This is a genomic window from Novosphingobium sp., from assembly GCF_019748365.1.
GTDB lineage: Bacteria > Pseudomonadota > Alphaproteobacteria > Sphingomonadales > Sphingomonadaceae > Novosphingobium.
The window spans coordinates 12,153-26,471 of record NZ_JAIEPN010000089.1 but is presented as its reverse complement, the minus strand read 5'-3'; the positions used below and the strand labels follow the sequence as shown (position 1 = coordinate 26,471).

The 14,319-nt window shown below is 65.1% G+C and carries 17 protein-coding genes and 1 tRNA gene; 9 read left to right on the top strand and 9 right to left on the bottom strand.

Annotated elements, in window-relative coordinates; genetic code table 11:
* Nucleotides 1-65: 65 nt before the first annotated feature.
* Both K5Q19_RS11115 and aspS read right to left on the bottom strand, forming a co-directional pair.
* The gene (locus K5Q19_RS11115; protein WP_054121351.1) at nt 66-302 is read right to left on the bottom strand and encodes an acyl carrier protein; all 237 of its coding nucleotides are present in this window, start codon (nt 300-302) and stop codon (nt 66-68) included.
* A 194-nt stretch (nt 303-496) separates the two neighbouring features.
* Nucleotides 497-2,278 carry an aspartate--tRNA ligase gene (gene aspS / locus K5Q19_RS11110; RefSeq protein ID WP_292944884.1) on the bottom strand — a complete coding sequence of 594 codons (1,782 nt, stop codon included), beginning with the start codon at nt 2,276-2,278 and terminating at the stop codon, nt 497-499.
* A 167-nt stretch (nt 2,279-2,445) separates the two neighbouring features.
* On the opposite strand from aspS, the gene rnd reads away from it, so the two are divergent.
* From rnd to K5Q19_RS11085, 5 genes are read left to right on the top strand one after another with little or no spacing between them, the layout of a single operon-like run.
* Entirely contained in the window at nt 2,446-3,711 is a 1,266-nt protein-coding gene (gene rnd, locus K5Q19_RS11105; RefSeq protein WP_292944881.1) for a ribonuclease D, read from the top strand.
* 12 nt (nt 3,712-3,723) lie between these two features.
* The gene (locus K5Q19_RS11100; RefSeq protein WP_292944878.1) at nt 3,724-4,620 is read left to right on the top strand and encodes a hydrogen peroxide-inducible genes activator; all 897 of its coding nucleotides are present in this window, start codon (nt 3,724-3,726) and stop codon (nt 4,618-4,620) included.
* Nucleotides 4,621-4,678: 58 nt separating this feature from the next.
* Complete coding sequence (locus tag K5Q19_RS11095) at nt 4,679-4,936, top strand: type II toxin-antitoxin system ParD family antitoxin (protein ID WP_292944875.1); 258 nt, start codon at nt 4,679-4,681, stop codon at nt 4,934-4,936.
* Complete coding sequence (locus K5Q19_RS11090; protein ID WP_292944872.1) at nt 4,933-5,229, top strand: type II toxin-antitoxin system RelE/ParE family toxin; 297 nt, start codon at nt 4,933-4,935, stop codon at nt 5,227-5,229. The genes K5Q19_RS11095 and K5Q19_RS11090 overlap by 4 nt, the downstream gene beginning before the upstream one ends.
* Nucleotides 5,226-5,564, top strand: coding sequence for an SMR family transporter (locus K5Q19_RS11085; protein ID WP_292944869.1), 339 nt, complete (start codon nt 5,226-5,228; stop codon nt 5,562-5,564). The genes K5Q19_RS11090 and K5Q19_RS11085 overlap by 4 nt, the downstream gene beginning before the upstream one ends.
* Nucleotides 5,565-5,571: 7 nt before the next feature.
* On the opposite strand, the gene pgsA is transcribed toward K5Q19_RS11085, so the two are convergent.
* Nucleotides 5,572-6,165 carry a CDP-diacylglycerol--glycerol-3-phosphate 3-phosphatidyltransferase gene (pgsA, locus tag K5Q19_RS11080; protein ID WP_292944868.1) on the bottom strand — a complete coding sequence of 198 codons (594 nt, stop codon included), beginning with the start codon at nt 6,163-6,165 and terminating at the stop codon, nt 5,572-5,574.
* 137 nt (nt 6,166-6,302) lie between these two features.
* Here pgsA and K5Q19_RS11075 point away from each other — a divergent pair, with 137 nt between their 5' ends.
* Entirely contained in the window at nt 6,303-7,631 is a 1,329-nt protein-coding gene (locus K5Q19_RS11075) for an MFS transporter (protein ID WP_292944866.1), read from the top strand.
* 9 nt (nt 7,632-7,640) lie between these two features.
* Here K5Q19_RS11075 and K5Q19_RS11070 read toward each other — a convergent pair whose 3' ends face one another.
* Together K5Q19_RS11070 and K5Q19_RS11065 are read right to left on the bottom strand one after the other, a co-directional pair.
* Nucleotides 7,641-7,889, bottom strand: coding sequence for a hypothetical protein (locus tag K5Q19_RS11070; protein WP_292944864.1), 249 nt, complete (start codon nt 7,887-7,889; stop codon nt 7,641-7,643).
* A gap of 106 nt (nt 7,890-7,995) precedes the next feature.
* Entirely contained in the window at nt 7,996-8,430 is a 435-nt protein-coding gene (locus tag K5Q19_RS11065; RefSeq protein WP_292944861.1) for an EVE domain-containing protein, read from the bottom strand.
* A 61-nt stretch (nt 8,431-8,491) separates the two neighbouring features.
* Between K5Q19_RS11065 and K5Q19_RS11060 the strand changes: the two genes are divergently transcribed.
* A complete protein-coding gene (locus tag K5Q19_RS11060; protein ID WP_292944939.1) occupies nt 8,492-9,427 on the top strand; it encodes a 2OG-Fe(II) oxygenase family protein in 936 nt (311 codons plus the stop codon).
* Nucleotides 9,428-9,652: 225 nt separating this feature from the next.
* Here K5Q19_RS11060 and K5Q19_RS11055 read toward each other — a convergent pair whose 3' ends face one another.
* The 4 genes from K5Q19_RS11055 to K5Q19_RS11040 form a co-directional block, all read right to left on the bottom strand.
* Nucleotides 9,653-10,111, bottom strand: a complete 459-nt coding sequence (locus tag K5Q19_RS11055; protein ID WP_292944859.1) for a GreA/GreB family elongation factor — start codon at nt 10,109-10,111, stop codon at nt 9,653-9,655.
* The gene (locus tag K5Q19_RS11050) at nt 10,108-11,430 is read right to left on the bottom strand and encodes an Hsp70 family protein (RefSeq protein WP_292944857.1); all 1,323 of its coding nucleotides are present in this window, start codon (nt 11,428-11,430) and stop codon (nt 10,108-10,110) included. The genes K5Q19_RS11055 and K5Q19_RS11050 overlap by 4 nt, the downstream gene beginning before the upstream one ends.
* Before the next feature lie 152 nt (nt 11,431-11,582).
* Nucleotides 11,583-11,658, bottom strand: a tRNA-Ala gene (locus K5Q19_RS11045).
* A gap of 172 nt (nt 11,659-11,830) precedes the next feature.
* Nucleotides 11,831-12,148, bottom strand: a complete 318-nt coding sequence (locus K5Q19_RS11040; protein WP_292944855.1) for an FYDLN acid domain-containing protein — start codon at nt 12,146-12,148, stop codon at nt 11,831-11,833.
* 173 nt (nt 12,149-12,321) lie between these two features.
* Here K5Q19_RS11040 and aroA point away from each other — a divergent pair, with 173 nt between their 5' ends.
* Together aroA and K5Q19_RS11030 are read left to right on the top strand one after the other, a co-directional pair.
* Nucleotides 12,322-13,674, top strand: a complete 1,353-nt coding sequence (gene aroA / locus K5Q19_RS11035) for a 3-phosphoshikimate 1-carboxyvinyltransferase (protein WP_292944853.1) — start codon at nt 12,322-12,324, stop codon at nt 13,672-13,674.
* Nucleotides 13,671-14,294, top strand: a complete 624-nt coding sequence (locus K5Q19_RS11030) for a d(CMP) kinase (RefSeq protein WP_292944851.1) — start codon at nt 13,671-13,673, stop codon at nt 14,292-14,294. The genes aroA and K5Q19_RS11030 overlap by 4 nt, the downstream gene beginning before the upstream one ends.
* The last annotated feature ends 25 nt before the right edge of the window (nt 14,295-14,319 follow it).

Genomic DNA, 14,319 nt, shown 5'->3' with positions numbered 1-14,319 from the left:
TTCCCGTCATGCGCCGCGATGGGCACAGGACGAGAAAGTGCGGACGGTTTGGCAATCCGAAAGGATCAGCCCTTGTTGTCGTCGATGTACTTGATCGCGTCCGACACGGTGGCGATCTTCTCGGCCGCGTCATCAGGGATCTCGACACCGAATTCTTCTTCGAACGCCATGACCAGCTCGACGATATCGAGCGAGTCGGCACCGAGATCGTCGATAAAGCTCGCGTCTTCGGTGACCTTGTCGGCCTCTACCCCGAGGTGCTCGACAACGATCTTCTTCACGCGGTCGGCGGTATCGCTCATTCTTTTGCCCCTTCAAGGAACTGGGTTGGTATAATCAAATCCGGCCTTCGCCCTAATGTCCGGATTGCGGGCTGGCAAGTGGCGCGATGCATAGCAGCTATGTGGACGAAGTGTGCGTGATGCGTGACGAGCGGTGAACCGAGCGGACGGGCAGGTGCACAATCCACAGGTTTGCGCTTGCCCCCCTGACCGGTTCACCCCTTGGAGGGTTCCACCGTCCGCAGATGCAATTCGCGCAGCTGGGTGTTCGTCGCTGGCGAAGGCGCACCCATCAAGAGATCCTCGGCGCGCTGGTTCATCGGGAACAGCGTGATTTCGCGCAGGTTCTGCGCGCCGCAAACGAGCATGACGATGCGGTCCACACCCGCCGCCATGCCGCCGTGCGGCGGGGCGCCATACTGGAACGCGCGGTAGAGCCCGCCGAAGCGCTCCTCGACGTCCGCCTTGGAAAGCCCGACCAGTTCGAACGCCTTGACCATCAACTCGGGCGACTGGTTGCGGATCGAACCCGAGGCGATTTCGTAGCCGTTGCAGACGAGATCGTACTGGAAGGCCTTGATCGTCAGCGGGTCCTGCCCCGTCAGCGCGTCCATCCCGCCCTGCGGCATCGAGAACGGGTTGTGCGCGAACTCGACCTTCTTGGCGTCCTCATCCCATTCGTAGAACGGGAAATCGACGATCCAGCATAGCTCGAAGCGGTCCTTGTCGATGAGGCCGAGCTGTTCGGCAACGCGTGTACGCGCCGCGCCGGCCAGCTTGGCGGCCTGCTCCGGCTTGCCCGCGGCGAAGAACAGGCCGTCATCGGGCCCAAGGCCGAGCGCGGCATAGAGCGCTTCCATGCCCTCGGTGCCGTGGTTCTTCGCGATCGGGCCCCCGAAATCGCCGCCCTTGCGCGTCACGTAGCCGAGGCCAGCATGGCCTTCGCTGCGCGCCCACTCGTTCATATCGTCGAAGAACTTGCGGCTCTTGTCTGCCGTGCCCGGCGCTGGGATCGCGCGCACGGTGCCGCCGCCGGCGACGATCTTCTCGAACAGGCCGAAGCCCGAAGTGGTGAAGTAGCTGGCGACGTCGCTGATGATCAGCGGGTTGCGCAAATCCGGCTTGTCCGAGCCATACTTCAGCATGGCATCGTCATAGGCGATGCGCGGGAAACTGCCCGAGGGCGTCACCGGCTTGCCGTTGGCGAAGGTCTCGAACACGCCGCCGATCACCGGCTCCATCGTCTCCCAGACTTCTTCCTGGGTCACGAAGCTCATCTCGAGGTCGAGCTGATAGAATTCGCCCGGCAGGCGGTCAGCGCGCGGGTCCTCGTCGCGGAAGCAGGGGGCGATCTGGAAGTAGCGGTCGAAGCCCGCCACCATGAGCAGCTGCTTGTACTGCTGCGGCGCCTGCGGCAGCGCATAGAACTTGCCGGCATGAATGCGGCTCGGCACGAGGAAATCGCGCGCGCCCTCAGGGCTGGAGGCGGTGAGAATCGGCGTCGAGTATTCAGTGAAGCCGGCATTTTCCATGCGGGTGCGCATGTCGCGGATCACCCTGGTGCGCGTCATGATGTTGGCATGCAGCGTCTCGCGGCGGAGGTCGAGGAAGCGGTAGCGCAGGCGGATATCCTCGGGATACTCCTGCTCGCCGGCCACCGGCATCGGCAGTTCCTCGGCGGCAGACAGCACCGTCGCGGCGCGGGCATAGACTTCGATCTCGCCGGTCGCGAGGTTCGGGTTCACCGTGCCCGCGCTGCGTGCCTTGACCTCGCCCTCGATCGTCACAACGCTTTCCACGCGGGTGGATTCAAGGATCGCGAGCGCCGGACTGTCGCTGTCGGCCACAATCTGGGTGATGCCGTAATGGTCGCGCAGATCGACAAACAGCACGCCGCCATGGTCGCGCTTGCGGTGCACCCAGCCCGAGAGGCGCACGTTCTGCCCGACTTGCGCCTGTGCCAGCGCGCCGCAGGTGTGGGAACGATAAGGGTGCATGTGGCTCGGTTCCAATTTGGCTGGTCAATCGCCCAGCATTCGGGCAGGGAATGATCGCGGCCAAGAGGCGATGGCCGCGAATTTGTCAAGCCGCAGGCCCCGGACGGGGCCACCACCAGCATCGATCGGGCATGAGGGTTTGGCCGGTGCGCAAGCAGAAAAGCACGATGAAGATACACCCGCTGATCACGACAACCCCGGCTCTGGCCGACTTGTGCGAGCGTCTCTCCAAGGCCGATTTCATCACGGTCGATACCGAGTTCATGCGCGAGAACACCTATTGGCCGGAACTGTGCCTGGTGCAGATCGCCGACGATAAGGAAGCCGCCGCGATCGATCCGCTGGCGCCCGGCCTCGATCTTGCCCCGCTGCTCGAACTGCTGGTCGATAACGAGGACGTGCTCAAGGTGTTCCACGCCGGCGGGCAGGACGTCGAAATCATCTACAACTTGACCGGGCGCACCCCGCACCCGATCTTCGATACCCAGATCGCGATGATGGCGATCAGCCAGTCCGAACAGATCGGCTATTCGAATCTCGTCGAAAGCTGGCTTGGCTTCTCGATCGACAAGGGCGCCCGCTTCACCGACTGGTCGCGCCGCCCGCTGACCGAGCGGCAGATCGAATATGCCATCGGCGATGTCACGCACCTTTCCAAGATCTTCCCGCGCATGCTGAAGCGGCTGATCAAGACGGGGCGCGGCGAATGGCTCGATGCCGAGATGGAAAAACTCGCCGATCCCGAGAACTACCGCTCCGATCCTCAAGTGGTCTGGCAAAAGATCCGCGCGCCCAGCCGCAACCCGGCGGTGCTCGGCAGGCTCAAGGCGATTGCCGCCTGGCGCGAGACCGAGGCGATGGACAAGAACATCCCTCGCGGCCGCATCATGCGCGACGAGACGCTGGCCGATATCGCCAGCCATCCGCCGCGCGAACAGCATGAACTCGCCAAGGTGCGCGGGCTTTCCGCCGGGTGGAAGGACAACGACATCGGACGCCGCCTGATGCAGGCCATTGCCGATGCGACGCCGATGAGCGATTCCGAACTCCCCCCGCGCGCCCCGCGCGGCGCACCACTCGGCAAGGAAGGCGCGCTCGTTGCGGACTTGCTCAAGCTGCTGCTCAAGATCCGCAGCCGCGAGATTGATATTGCAGCGCGATTGCTTGCGCGCAGTGACGATCTGGAAGCGCTTGCTGCGGGCCAGCGCAAGGGCCTGCCGATCCTCGAGGGATGGCGCTTCGATCAGTTCGGCCGCGATGCGCTCGAACTCGTCGAAGGCAAGCTGGCCTTCGCGGTCGTGAACGGCCGGCTCAAGATGGCGCATATCGATCTGATTGCGGGCAGCGGCGACGAGGCGCCCTTGCCTGAGCCGGTGGAAGACGACGGTTTCAACCCGCCCGATGCCGGTGACGACATCGAAGGTCCCGACTGAAGTCCATCTGCCATGACCACCTACCTCCCCACTCTCAAGCAGTTGCAATACCTCGTCGCGCTGCACGAGCATGGCCACTTCGGGCGTGCGGCGGACGCCTGCTTCGTTTCGCAGTCGACGCTTTCGGCAGGCCTGCGCGAACTGGAAACGCTGCTCGGGGTAACCCTGGTCGAGCGCACGCGGCGCGTGGTGCGCTTCACCGCGCTCGGCGATCAGGTGGTGGCCAAGGCACACCGCCTATTGCGCGAGGGCGAGGAACTCTCGGCGCTCGTGCAGGCGCACGGCGCGCCGCTTTCGGGCGAGCTGCGGATGAGCGTGATCCCGACCATTGCACCGTTCCTGCTGCCCCGAATCCTGCCCCGTCTGCGCCGTGAACGCCCTTCCCTTAAGCTTTTCCTGCGCGAGGAGCCCAGCGCGGCGGCGGTCGAATCGCTGCATCACGGCCGCGCGGACTGCGTGCTGCTCGCGCTCCCCTTCGCGACCGGCGAGGTGGAAGCGGCGCATCTGTTCCACGACCGCCTGCTCGTTGCTTTTCCCAAGGATGACCCGCGCGATCCGCCGCAGAGCATCGCGCCCGCACTGATCGACGAGGCGCGCCTGCTGCTGCTCGAAGACGGTCATTGCCTCAAGGACCACGTGCTGGCCGCATGCAACCGCCCCGAACTGCGTGCCAGCGCGAGCGTGATTGGAACCAGCCTGCACACGCTGGTGCAGATGGTGGACAATGGCCTCGGCCTCACCATGCTGCCCGAAATGGCGGTGAAAGCGGGCATCCTGCAGGGCACCCAGATCGTCGCCCGCCCGCTGGAATCAGAGCACGCCAGCCGCGAGATCGCACTCGTATGGCGCAAGAACTCCCCCCGCGCCGAGGAATTCCGCCTGCTGGCGAACGAACTGGCGGCAGGTTGATAATAGTTGATAAGAGGGATAGTCTCCGGCCTCCCCCCTTTCTTGCTCCGAGGCAGACATGATCAGCGCCGATCTGGGACCAAAGCTCGAGGAATTCGTGACCGCCCTCGTCGCGACCGGTCGCTACAACTCGAAAAGCGAAGTGCTGCGCGAAGGCGTGCGGCTGATACAGGACCGTGAAGCCCGGCTGGCTGCTTATGATGCGGCGATCCAGCGCGGACTGGACGATGTCGATGCAGGGCATACGAAACCCGCAACCGAGGTGCTTGACCGCCTGGAGCGCAAATATCGCGCGATGATCGAAAACGCGAAGTGAAGCTCGAATTTGCGGCAGAGGCCGAAGCCGATTTCGAAGCTGTTGCCGATTTCATAGCGCGGGATAGCCCTCGGCAAGCGCTCCTGTTTATCACGGAATTGCGCGAAGCCTGCGAACGACTGACCACATTCCCGCGACGATATCCGGTGGTGCACCACGACAAGCGCGGCGAGATCCGCAAGGCCCTGCACGGCAACTACCTGATATTCTTCAAGATCGAGGAGGATACGATCTACGTGATCCATATCCTCCACGGCGCTACCGACTACCAAGCGAGGTTCCCTGACCCATGAACCTACCACCCTATCTCTCGCTCGCCATCGCGATTGTAGCCGAAGTCATCGCGACGACCGCGCTCAAGCAATCGGCGGGATTCAGCAAGCTGCTGCCGCTGGCGGTGAGCATGGCAGGCTATGCCATCGCGCTGTTCTTCCTGTCGCTGACGCTGGAGCGCATTCCGACCGGCGTCGCCTATGCGATCTGGTCGGGCGTGGGCATCGTGCTGATCACGGCGCTGGCGTGGCTTGTGCATGGCCAGCAGCTCGATCTGCCAGCGCTGGCGGGGATCGGCCTGATCATGGCCGGCGTTCTGGTGCTCAACCTTTTCTCGAAGGCTGGCGCGGGCTGAGGGCCGATCAGTCCATGTGCTTGAGGCCGACGCGCAGATAATCCCAGCCGGTGATCACCGTCAGCGCCGCGGCCGCCCACAGCGTGACGAGGCCCACCGTATGCGGCACGTTCGCATCGATCCCGGCGATGAGCATGGTCCAGCCCGGCGCGCCCTGCCCGAGGATCAGCGCGCCCAGCGCGATGAACTGGAAGGTCGTCTTCCACTTGGCGAGCTTGGAGACAGGCACCGAAACCTGAATGCCGCCCAGAAATTCGCGCAAGCCCGAAACCGCGATCTCGCGGATCAGGATGATGAGGCCTGCAATCACGTGGAGATCGCCTACGTAGGGGCCGGTGAGTACGCCTTGCGCGGTGAGGACGAGAATCACGGCAGCGACCATGATCTTGTCGGCAATCGGATCGAGGAAGATCCCGAGCTTGGAGACCGTGCCCTGCGCGCGCGCAAGGTAGCCGTCGAAATAGTCGGTCACGCCCATCAGTGCATAGACCGCGAAGCCGATCGCATAGCCGGCTTGCCATTCGGGCCACCACAGCAGGCCCGCCAGCAAAGGCACGGTGACAATGCGGGACAGCGTTAGCAGATTGGGAAGTGTCAGCATCGTAGGGTCACCATAGGCACGATGACGATACGAAGAAACTGCAAGTTGTTCACCATGCCCCTTGTCCCCCCCGTGCACCGCGCTATGGGAAGGTCCGAAGATGCGAAAGCTGGCAAAACCCGAATGACATCGCCTGCATGACGACAACCGCGCTGCTCATCCGGAGACGCCGCTTCCTGCCGCTGTTTGCAACACAGCTGCTCGGCGCGTTCAACGACAACCTCTACAAGAACGCGATGATCCTCTACGTGGTATACACCGTATACCATTCGGAGGCCGCCGAAGCGCGCTTCTCGGCGATTGCTTCGGCCGTATTCATCCTGCCGTTCTTCATGCTCTCCGCACTTTCGGGCCAGCTGGCGGACATGCGCGACAAGGCGCGGATCATCCGTATCGTCAAGGCGGCGGAGATCGGGATTATGCTCGTCGGCGCGGCTGGCCTGTTCATGGCCTGGCGCGGCATGGCGGTGCAGATCGTGGCGATCCCGCTGATGCTGACGGCGCTGCTCGCGATGGGGGTGCATTCCACGTTCTTCGGCCCGATCAAGTACGCGATCCTGCCGCAGCACCTGCATCCCGAAGAGGTTCTGGCCGGCACGGGCCTGGTCGAGGCGGGGACCTATATCTCGATCCTTGCGGGCACGATCTTTGCGGGCTGGATCCCGGTCGAATGGGCCGCCGTCATCTGCATCGGCACTGCGGTCGTCGGCTTCTGCACCGCACAGTTCGTGCCGCCCGCGCCGCCGCAGATGGAGCCCGTCCCGCTCGATTTCAACGTGATCCGCTCCTCGATCACGCTGGTTCGGATGACAACGCGGCACCCGCGCGTGTTCCTCGCCATCGCGGCGATCAGCTTCTTCTGGACGATCGGCGCGGTGCTGTTCATCCAGTTCCCGCCGCTTGCCAAGAACGTGCTTTCGGCGAGCAAGGAAGTGGCGAGCCTGTTCCTCGTGGTCTTCTCGATCGGCGTCGCGATCGGCTCGGTCTCGATCAATCACTTGCTCAAGGGCACTGTTTCGGCGCGCTTCGGCCCGGTGTCGGTGATCGTGATGGGCCTGTTCATCGTGGCCTTCCATGTGGTGTGCAAGATGTGGCCGCACGAAGCCGGTACTGCCCTGCTGAACGTCCCCCAGTTCGTGATGGAGCCGCTGGCGGTGCCGCTGCTGCTGACCTTGCTCGGCATCGCGATTTCGGGGGGCATGTTCGTCGTGCCGCTCTACGCGTTCCTGACGACGGTGGTCGACAAGGCGGAAACCGCGCGGACCATTGCGGCGAACAATATCGTCAATGCCGGCGCCATGGTGGTGGGTTCGCTGATTGCCGTGGGCCTCAGCGCCGGAGGCGTACCGCTCGCCGATCAGCTCCTGCTGGGCGCGGCCATGTGCCTCATTGCCGCGTGGCTGGCGCGCGTGCTCCACAAGGCCGAGAAGGCTCACGTTGGCGAAATCGAACACACGTTCGAGTAGGCGTAAGCCTCAGAAGATGAAGACCGAGACCGCCAGGAAGCAGGCGCAGTAGGCCAGCAGGAAATCCATCACATCCTGCCGCGTGATCCGCCTGGGATCGACCGGCGCCGAACGCACGCCTTCTGGCAGCTGCAATGCCTTCATCGCCGCTTCCACTTCAGGCTCGAACGCGGGAAGCGGACGCAGCACGTGCGCGGGCAGGGTGCGGCGAAAGGGATGGCCGGCAAGTTCGGGATTCGGGGCACGCCGTCTGAGCATGGCGGCAGTGGTAACGCTTTATTTACTATGCAGGGAGGCTGCGAATCGCCCCATGCAGGATCAAAGCGGGACTGTTCCGATCCGGCACAGCCGGAGGGGCAAGCGATCAGATCGTGCCGCCCGCCATCTCCAGCACGATATCCCATTCGGAACCACGCACCGCCGACACCGAGAGGCGCGAGAGCCGCAACAGTTCCATCTCGGCCAGCGTCGGCGTGGCTTTGATCGCGGCCAGTGTGACCGGCGTCTTGAGTTTGGCGACCGGCTTGACTTTCACGGCCGCCCACTTGCCTTCGGGATCGGTCGGATCGGTGAGGCCGGCGACACTGATCTCCACGATTCCAACGATCTCCTTGCCGATGTTGGAGTGATAGAAGAAGGCCAGATCGCCCACGTTCATGGTGCGCAGATTGCGCGCGGCGAGGTGGTTGCGCACGCCGTCCCAGGTGCCCTCGCCCTCTGCGATCAGGTCATCCCAACCGTAGACGTCAGGTTCCGACTTCATCAGCCAAGCCTGTTCGGTCGCCTTGATTTTGGTCATGCATGCCTTCCGGGATCGGGATATGGGAGGCTCATAATCGCTGATGGAACACGTGCAAGCCATGAACCTCGATACCCTACCCGTGCTTTCGCTGTCGGCCCCTTCGGGCAGGCTTTCGGACGATCTGGGCAGCAGCTTCCAGCGCTTCGGCTTCGCGCTGGTCTCGGACCATGGGCTCGATCCGGCGCTGGTGGCGCGCGGGTGGGACCTGACCGCCGCGTTCTTTGCGCAGGACGAAGCAGCCAAGCGGCGCTGGCATGTGGCCGGCGGCGGCGGGCAGCGCGGCTACACCCCGTTCCGCACCGAAATTGCCAAGGGCGCGGCGCACCACGACCTCAAGGAATTCTGGCATGTCGGACGCGAAGTGCCCGCAGGCGATCCGCTTGGGGCGACGATGCCGGCCAACGTCTGGCCCGATTCGCCCGAAGGTTTCCGCGAGACCTTCACGGCCCTGTTTGCCGAGTTCGACCGGATCGGCGCGCAGATCCTCTCGCACATCGCGGTGTGGCTGGGCCTTTCGCGCGACTGGTTCGATCCGGCTATCGCAGGCGGCAATTCGATCCTGCGGCTGCTGCACTATCCGCCGATCCCCGGCGAGACGGGCGGCGCGATCCGGGCCGGGGCGCATGAGGATATCAACCTCATCACGCTGCTGCTGGGCGCCGAGGAAGCGGGCCTCGAACTGCTGACGCGCGAAGGCCGCTGGATCCCCGCCTCACCCCCGCCCGGCGCGCTGGTGGTCAATATCGGCGACATGCTGCAGCGCCTGACCAACCACGTCCTGCCCTCGACCACGCACCGCGTGCGCAACCCCGATGGCGCCCGCGCCGCGCACAGCCGCTATTCGATGCCGTTCTTCCTCCACCTGCGCAGCGATTTCGCGATCCGCACGCTGCCGGGTTGCGTGAGCGCGGAAAACCCGGACCGCTATCCGGTGCCGATCACCGCAGACGACTATCTCCACGAGCGGCTGCGCGAGATCGGCCTGAAGGTGTGACCCGCTGCGGGACAGATCGAGGGTGACACAAGTGACACCGTGTCACCTACAAGAATGCGATTCAAACACCTGATAAATAACAGTAAAATAAGTCATGGCGACAAAGTTACATATGCATGCATTTGGGCCTTGCGCATGATGCCTGACAATTTCAAGGAGCCGGGGGAAGCGCGCCTCCCACCGGCACCGGTATCGCAGAAATGGCCGCTGTAGGAAAATCCGGTGCTACCCGGCGATGTCCAGCACCACGATTGCCGCTGTTTTCCCGCCGAAATCGATCTCGTCGCCCACTTCGGCTTCCATCAGCGCGCGGCTGAGCGGCGCGGTAAACGAGAGCAGGCCCGCCGCCGGATCGGCCTCGTCATCGCCGACCAGCGTCACCGTGCGTTCCTTGCCGCCCATGCGGAAGGTGACGGTGGAACCGAAGGCGACCGCAGCGACCTCCGGCACCGGCATGAGCTGCGCCGTCGCTTGACGGGTGCGCCAGTAGCGCAGGTCCCGCTTCACGCGCTTGATCTCGTTTTCGTCCGAGAGGCCAGCCAGCTCCGCTTCCAGCGCTTCGACCCGCGCCGCGATGAGCGCAAGGCCGCGCTTGGTGACAAGGTTGGGTCCCGGCGGAATCGGCAGCTCGAACTTCGGCTCGAGATGTTCGTCATCGCTTTCGCGGCGGAATGCGACGCTCATGCTTCCTCCACTTCCTCGACCGTCCATTCGGCGAGATCTGGCGCGCTGCCGATCAGCGCAAGGCCGTGGGCAATGGACGTCAATTCATCGCCGCTGGCAATGCGGCTTTCGCCAAAGCGCCGCTCGAACAGCTGGCGGACCGCCGGGATCAGCGAGGAGCCGCCGGTCACGAAGACATGGTCGATATTGTCTGCCGCCAGTCCGGCGCGCGCCAGCACGCGGTCCACGCCGCGCTCGAGCTCGGCGAGATCGGGCGCGATCCAGCGTTCGAAATCGGCGCGGCTGACCTCTGCGGTGACGCTGAGCCCCTCCCCCTCGAACGTGAAGCTGGCATGGGCCTGGCTGGAAAGCGCGCGCTTCACCGCGCCGATCGCTTCGTAGAGGCCGTAACCCAGTTCCTGTTCGACCACCGCGATCATGCGGTCGATCGCCGCCGGATCGGTCGCGGCGTGGCGCAGCTTGGCAAGCTGATCGAGCGTGCGCTTGTTGCGCATGAGCGCAAGGCGCGACCAATCGCTGAAATCGGCAAAGTGCCCCGGCGGAATCTCAAGCACCTTGTCGAACGAGCGGTAGGTGCCGCCTTTGCCAAGCAGCGGCAGCACGAGCTGATCCATGATGCGGAAATCGAAGCGATCACCTGCAATGCCGACACCCGCCGAAGCAAGCGGCACGCAGCGGCGCGGCGCATCGGGCGCTTCCACGCGGACGATCGAGAAGTCGCTCGTGCCGCCGCCGAAATCGGCCACGAGCAGGGTCGCCGGATCGGTGAGGCGCGAGGCAAAGCTGTAGGCCGCGCCGAGCGGTTCGTAGACGTAATGGATTTCGCGCCCCAGCCCGGCAAACATCGCGCCGTAGCGTGTGGCCGCAAGCGCCGGATCGGGCCGCGCGCCGACATAGCGCACCGGGCGGCCGACCACGATGCGCTCGGGCAGATTCCTGAGCGTGTCTCCGGCGTGCGCGGTCAGATGCTCGAGGAACGTGCGGCCAAGATCCTCGAAGCGCAGCCGCTTGGTGAAGATCTGCGCATGTTCGAAAGTGGTGCTGGCGGCGACCGACTTGAACGACTGGATAAAGCGCGAGCCCTGCGGAAAGCCGAGGAACTCGGCGATGGCCCAGGGCCCGGCTTCATGCGCCAGGCCGCCGCGAACCGCATCTTCCTGCCAGAAGCACAAGGCAGAGCGAAACACCGACCCGGTCTGGCCGGGGGCGGCGAACTCGGCAAGATCGACCGCGCCATCGCCGGCTGTGCGCGCGACAACCGAGTTGGTCGTGCCGAAATCGATCCCGACAGCGGGTACCGGGGAAGCGGAGGCGGACATGGGACCAGAGGCTTTCGCAAAGCGGCACAGGCCGGAAGGGAGGGGGCACCCTTCAAGCGTGATCCGGTTCAGCGCGGCGGCCGGAAACGGCTTCGGCCTGCAAGTGCGGCTGATCCCAAGCGGATGAAAAATATCCCGATATCAGGGGGAATTGGTGGAGCCTAGCGGGATCGAACCGCTGACCTCCTGCATGCCATGCAGGCGCTCTCCCAGCTGAGCTAAGGCCCCACAATTCTTGTCAGAGGTGCCGCGGGAGGCACCCTGCACCGGCAGCGTCGCGCCGGAGGACCGCGCCTTTATGCGAGGCCCAGCGCGCTGGCAACACATTTTTGCACCAGCGCGCATTCCCCGCCGGACCGCATGTGGCGCAATGCCGCCTGCGGTCCGGCGTGCGGAGAGATCAGACTTCTTCGTCCTCGCCGTCGTGGCCGGGGACGCCAAGATCGTCATCGCCGCCCAGATCGACGTCGTTGTCCGGCGAATCGGCATCCTCGTCGATATCGAGATCCTCGTCGGCCAGATCGACGTCGGGCACGACGTCGGCCTTCTCCTTCTGGATCTCCTCATAAGGGATCGGCTGCTTGGACTTGAGCACCGGCTCGGGCGTCCAGGTATACTTGCACTCGACGCAGGTGACCGGATCGTCCTTGCCCATGTCATAGAAGCGGGTGCCGCACTTCGGGCAGCCATGCTTTGCGCCCCATTCAGGCTTGACCATGCGAATTCCTTAAATCTGGCGCCCGCGGCAGATGCGGACGGCTCAATGGCATTGCTTGATGGGGACACGGGTCCTTAGAATCAAGCGCGGCGCGCGCCTTGCCATAGGCGCGGGGCGCTGTCAAAAGCGCGCCCGCTTCAACCCGCACCTGAACCCCGAAAGAACCTCCCCCCGTGCAGTCAGCCGATACGTCCGCCCCGCGCCCTCGCCGCTTCATCGCCGCCGGGCCGCTGACCGGGCGGATCCGCGTCCCCGGCGACAAATCGATCAGCCACCGCTCGATCATGCTCGGCGCGCTGGCAGTGGGCCGCACGCGGGTGACGGGGCTGCTTGAGGGCGAGGACGTGATGGCAACCGCCGCCGCGATGCGCGCAATGGGCGCAACAATCGACCGGCTCGACAGCGGCGAATGGATCATCGACGGCGTGGGCGTGGGCGGGCTGCTCCAGCCGAAGCAGGCGCTCGACATGGGCAATTCGGGCACTTCGACGCGGCTCCTCATGGGCCTCGTTGCCAGCCATGCGATCACCGCGACGTTTATCGGCGATGCCAGCCTTTCGAAGCGTCCGATGGGCCGGGTGATCGATCCGCTCTCGCAGATGGGCGCCGATTTCACCGCTGCACCGGGTGGCCGCCTGCCGCTGACGCTGCGCGGCATCGCCCCGGCCGTGCCGATCAGCTACCGGCTGCCGGTCGCCTCGGCCCAGGTGAAGAGCGCGGTGCTGCTGGCGGGGCTGAATACGCCGGGCACGACCACGGTGATCGAACCGATCCCGACGCGCGACCATTCCGAGCGCATGCTGCGCGGCTTTGGCGCCGAGCTGACTGTCGAGATTGCGGCTGACGGCACCCGCACGATCCAGATCGTCGGCGAAGCGGAGCTCAGGCCGCAAACCATCGAAGTGCCGGGCGATCCTTCGTCCGCCGCGTTCTTCGTCGTGGCGGCGCTGCTCGTGCCGGGCTCGGACCTTGTGGTCGAGAACGTTGGCCTCAACCCTACCCGCGCCGCGCTGTTCGGCGTGCTGCGCGACATGGGCGGGCAGATCGAGGAACTGGACCGCCGCGATGTCGGCGGCGAACCGGTGGCGGACCTGCGTGTGCGGCATTCCGCGCTGACCGGCATCGAAGTCGATCCGGCGGTGGTGCCGAGCATGGTCGACGAGTTTCCAGTGCTGTTCGTGGCGGCGGCGCTTGCCAGCGGACGGACGGTGACGAGCGGCCTTGAGGAACTGCGCGTCAAGGAAAGCGACCGCATCGCCGTGATGCGCGCAGCGCTCGAGCTGGCCGGTGCAGTGGTCACGGAAACCGAGGATGGCCTGATTATCGAAGGAACCGGCTCAGAGCCCCTGCGCGGCACGCCCGAGGGCGGCGCGGTTGCGACGCATCTCGACCACCGGATCGCCATGAGCATGGCTGTGGCGGGGCTTGCCAGCCACGGCGGCGTGGAAGTGGACGACACGCGCCCGATTGCCACCAGCTTCCCGGTGTTCGAGGCGCTGCTGGCCAAGGCAAGCGGGGCCGCATGATCATCGCGATCGACGGCCCGACCGCTTCGGGCAAGGGCACGATCGCCAAGGCCCTCGCCGCGCATTTCGGCCTGCCGCATCTCGATACGGGGCTGCTCTATCGCGCTGTGGGGCGGCAGGTGTTCCTGTCGGGTGGAAACCCGGACGATCCGGGCCATGCGCTGGCCGCGGCCGATTTCCCCGAGAGCCTGCTGGATGATCCCGAACTGCGCAGCGAGGCGACCGGCGCGCTGGCCAGCCGCGTTTCGGTCCATCCGCCGGTGCGCGCCGCGCTGCTGGCGCGGCAGCAGGCCTTTGCGCGCCAGCCCGGCGGCGCAGTGCTCGATGGCCGCGATATCGCGACGGTGATCGCGCCCGAGGCCGAGGCCAAGCTCTTCGTCACCGCCAGCGTTGCGGCGCGCGCGCTGCGGCGCTGGGCGGAAATGCAAAAGCGCGGCGAGGATGTGACGCGCGGCGAAATCGAGGCCGACCTTGCCGCGCGCGATGAACGCGACCGCACCCGCGCCGCCGCGCCGCTGCGCCAGGCCGAAGGCGCGGCATTGCTCGATACCTCGGCGCTTCCGATCGATGCGGCCATCGCGGCGGCGATTGCGCTGGTCGAGAAGCAGCTCAGGGCTTGACAGTCTGGTTCTCATAACGCGATAT

Excerpts from the sequence above, each read along its gene's own strand:
- K5Q19_RS11085 (WP_292944869.1), top strand. The coding sequence starts at position 5,226 with ATGAACCTACCACCCTATCTCTCGCTCGCCATCGCGATTGTAGCCGAA.
- rnd (WP_292944881.1), top strand. The coding sequence starts at position 2,446 with ATGAAGATACACCCGCTGATCACGACAACCCCGGCTCTGGCCGACTTG.
- K5Q19_RS11050 (WP_292944857.1), bottom strand. The coding sequence starts at position 11,430 with ATGTCCGCCTCCGCTTCCCCGGTACCCGCTGTCGGGATCGATTTCGGC.
- K5Q19_RS11100 (WP_292944878.1), top strand. The coding sequence starts at position 3,724 with ATGACCACCTACCTCCCCACTCTCAAGCAGTTGCAATACCTCGTCGCG.
- K5Q19_RS11115 (WP_054121351.1), bottom strand. The coding sequence starts at position 302 with ATGAGCGATACCGCCGACCGCGTGAAGAAGATCGTTGTCGAGCACCTC.
- K5Q19_RS11055 (WP_292944859.1), bottom strand. The coding sequence starts at position 10,111 with ATGAGCGTCGCATTCCGCCGCGAAAGCGATGACGAACATCTCGAGCCG.
- K5Q19_RS11040 (WP_292944855.1), bottom strand. The coding sequence starts at position 12,148 with ATGGTCAAGCCTGAATGGGGCGCAAAGCATGGCTGCCCGAAGTGCGGC.
- K5Q19_RS11070 (WP_292944864.1), bottom strand. The coding sequence starts at position 7,889 with ATGCTCAGACGGCGTGCCCCGAATCCCGAACTTGCCGGCCATCCCTTT.
- K5Q19_RS11030 (WP_292944851.1), top strand. The coding sequence starts at position 13,671 with ATGATCATCGCGATCGACGGCCCGACCGCTTCGGGCAAGGGCACGATC.
- K5Q19_RS11095 (WP_292944875.1), top strand. The coding sequence starts at position 4,679 with ATGATCAGCGCCGATCTGGGACCAAAGCTCGAGGAATTCGTGACCGCC.
- K5Q19_RS11065 (WP_292944861.1), bottom strand. The coding sequence starts at position 8,430 with ATGACCAAAATCAAGGCGACCGAACAGGCTTGGCTGATGAAGTCGGAA.
- pgsA (WP_292944868.1), bottom strand. The coding sequence starts at position 6,165 with ATGCTGACACTTCCCAATCTGCTAACGCTGTCCCGCATTGTCACCGTG.
- K5Q19_RS11075 (WP_292944866.1), top strand. The coding sequence starts at position 6,303 with ATGACGACAACCGCGCTGCTCATCCGGAGACGCCGCTTCCTGCCGCTG.
- K5Q19_RS11060 (WP_292944939.1), top strand. The coding sequence starts at position 8,492 with ATGAACCTCGATACCCTACCCGTGCTTTCGCTGTCGGCCCCTTCGGGC.
- aspS (WP_292944884.1), bottom strand. The coding sequence starts at position 2,278 with ATGCACCCTTATCGTTCCCACACCTGCGGCGCGCTGGCACAGGCGCAA.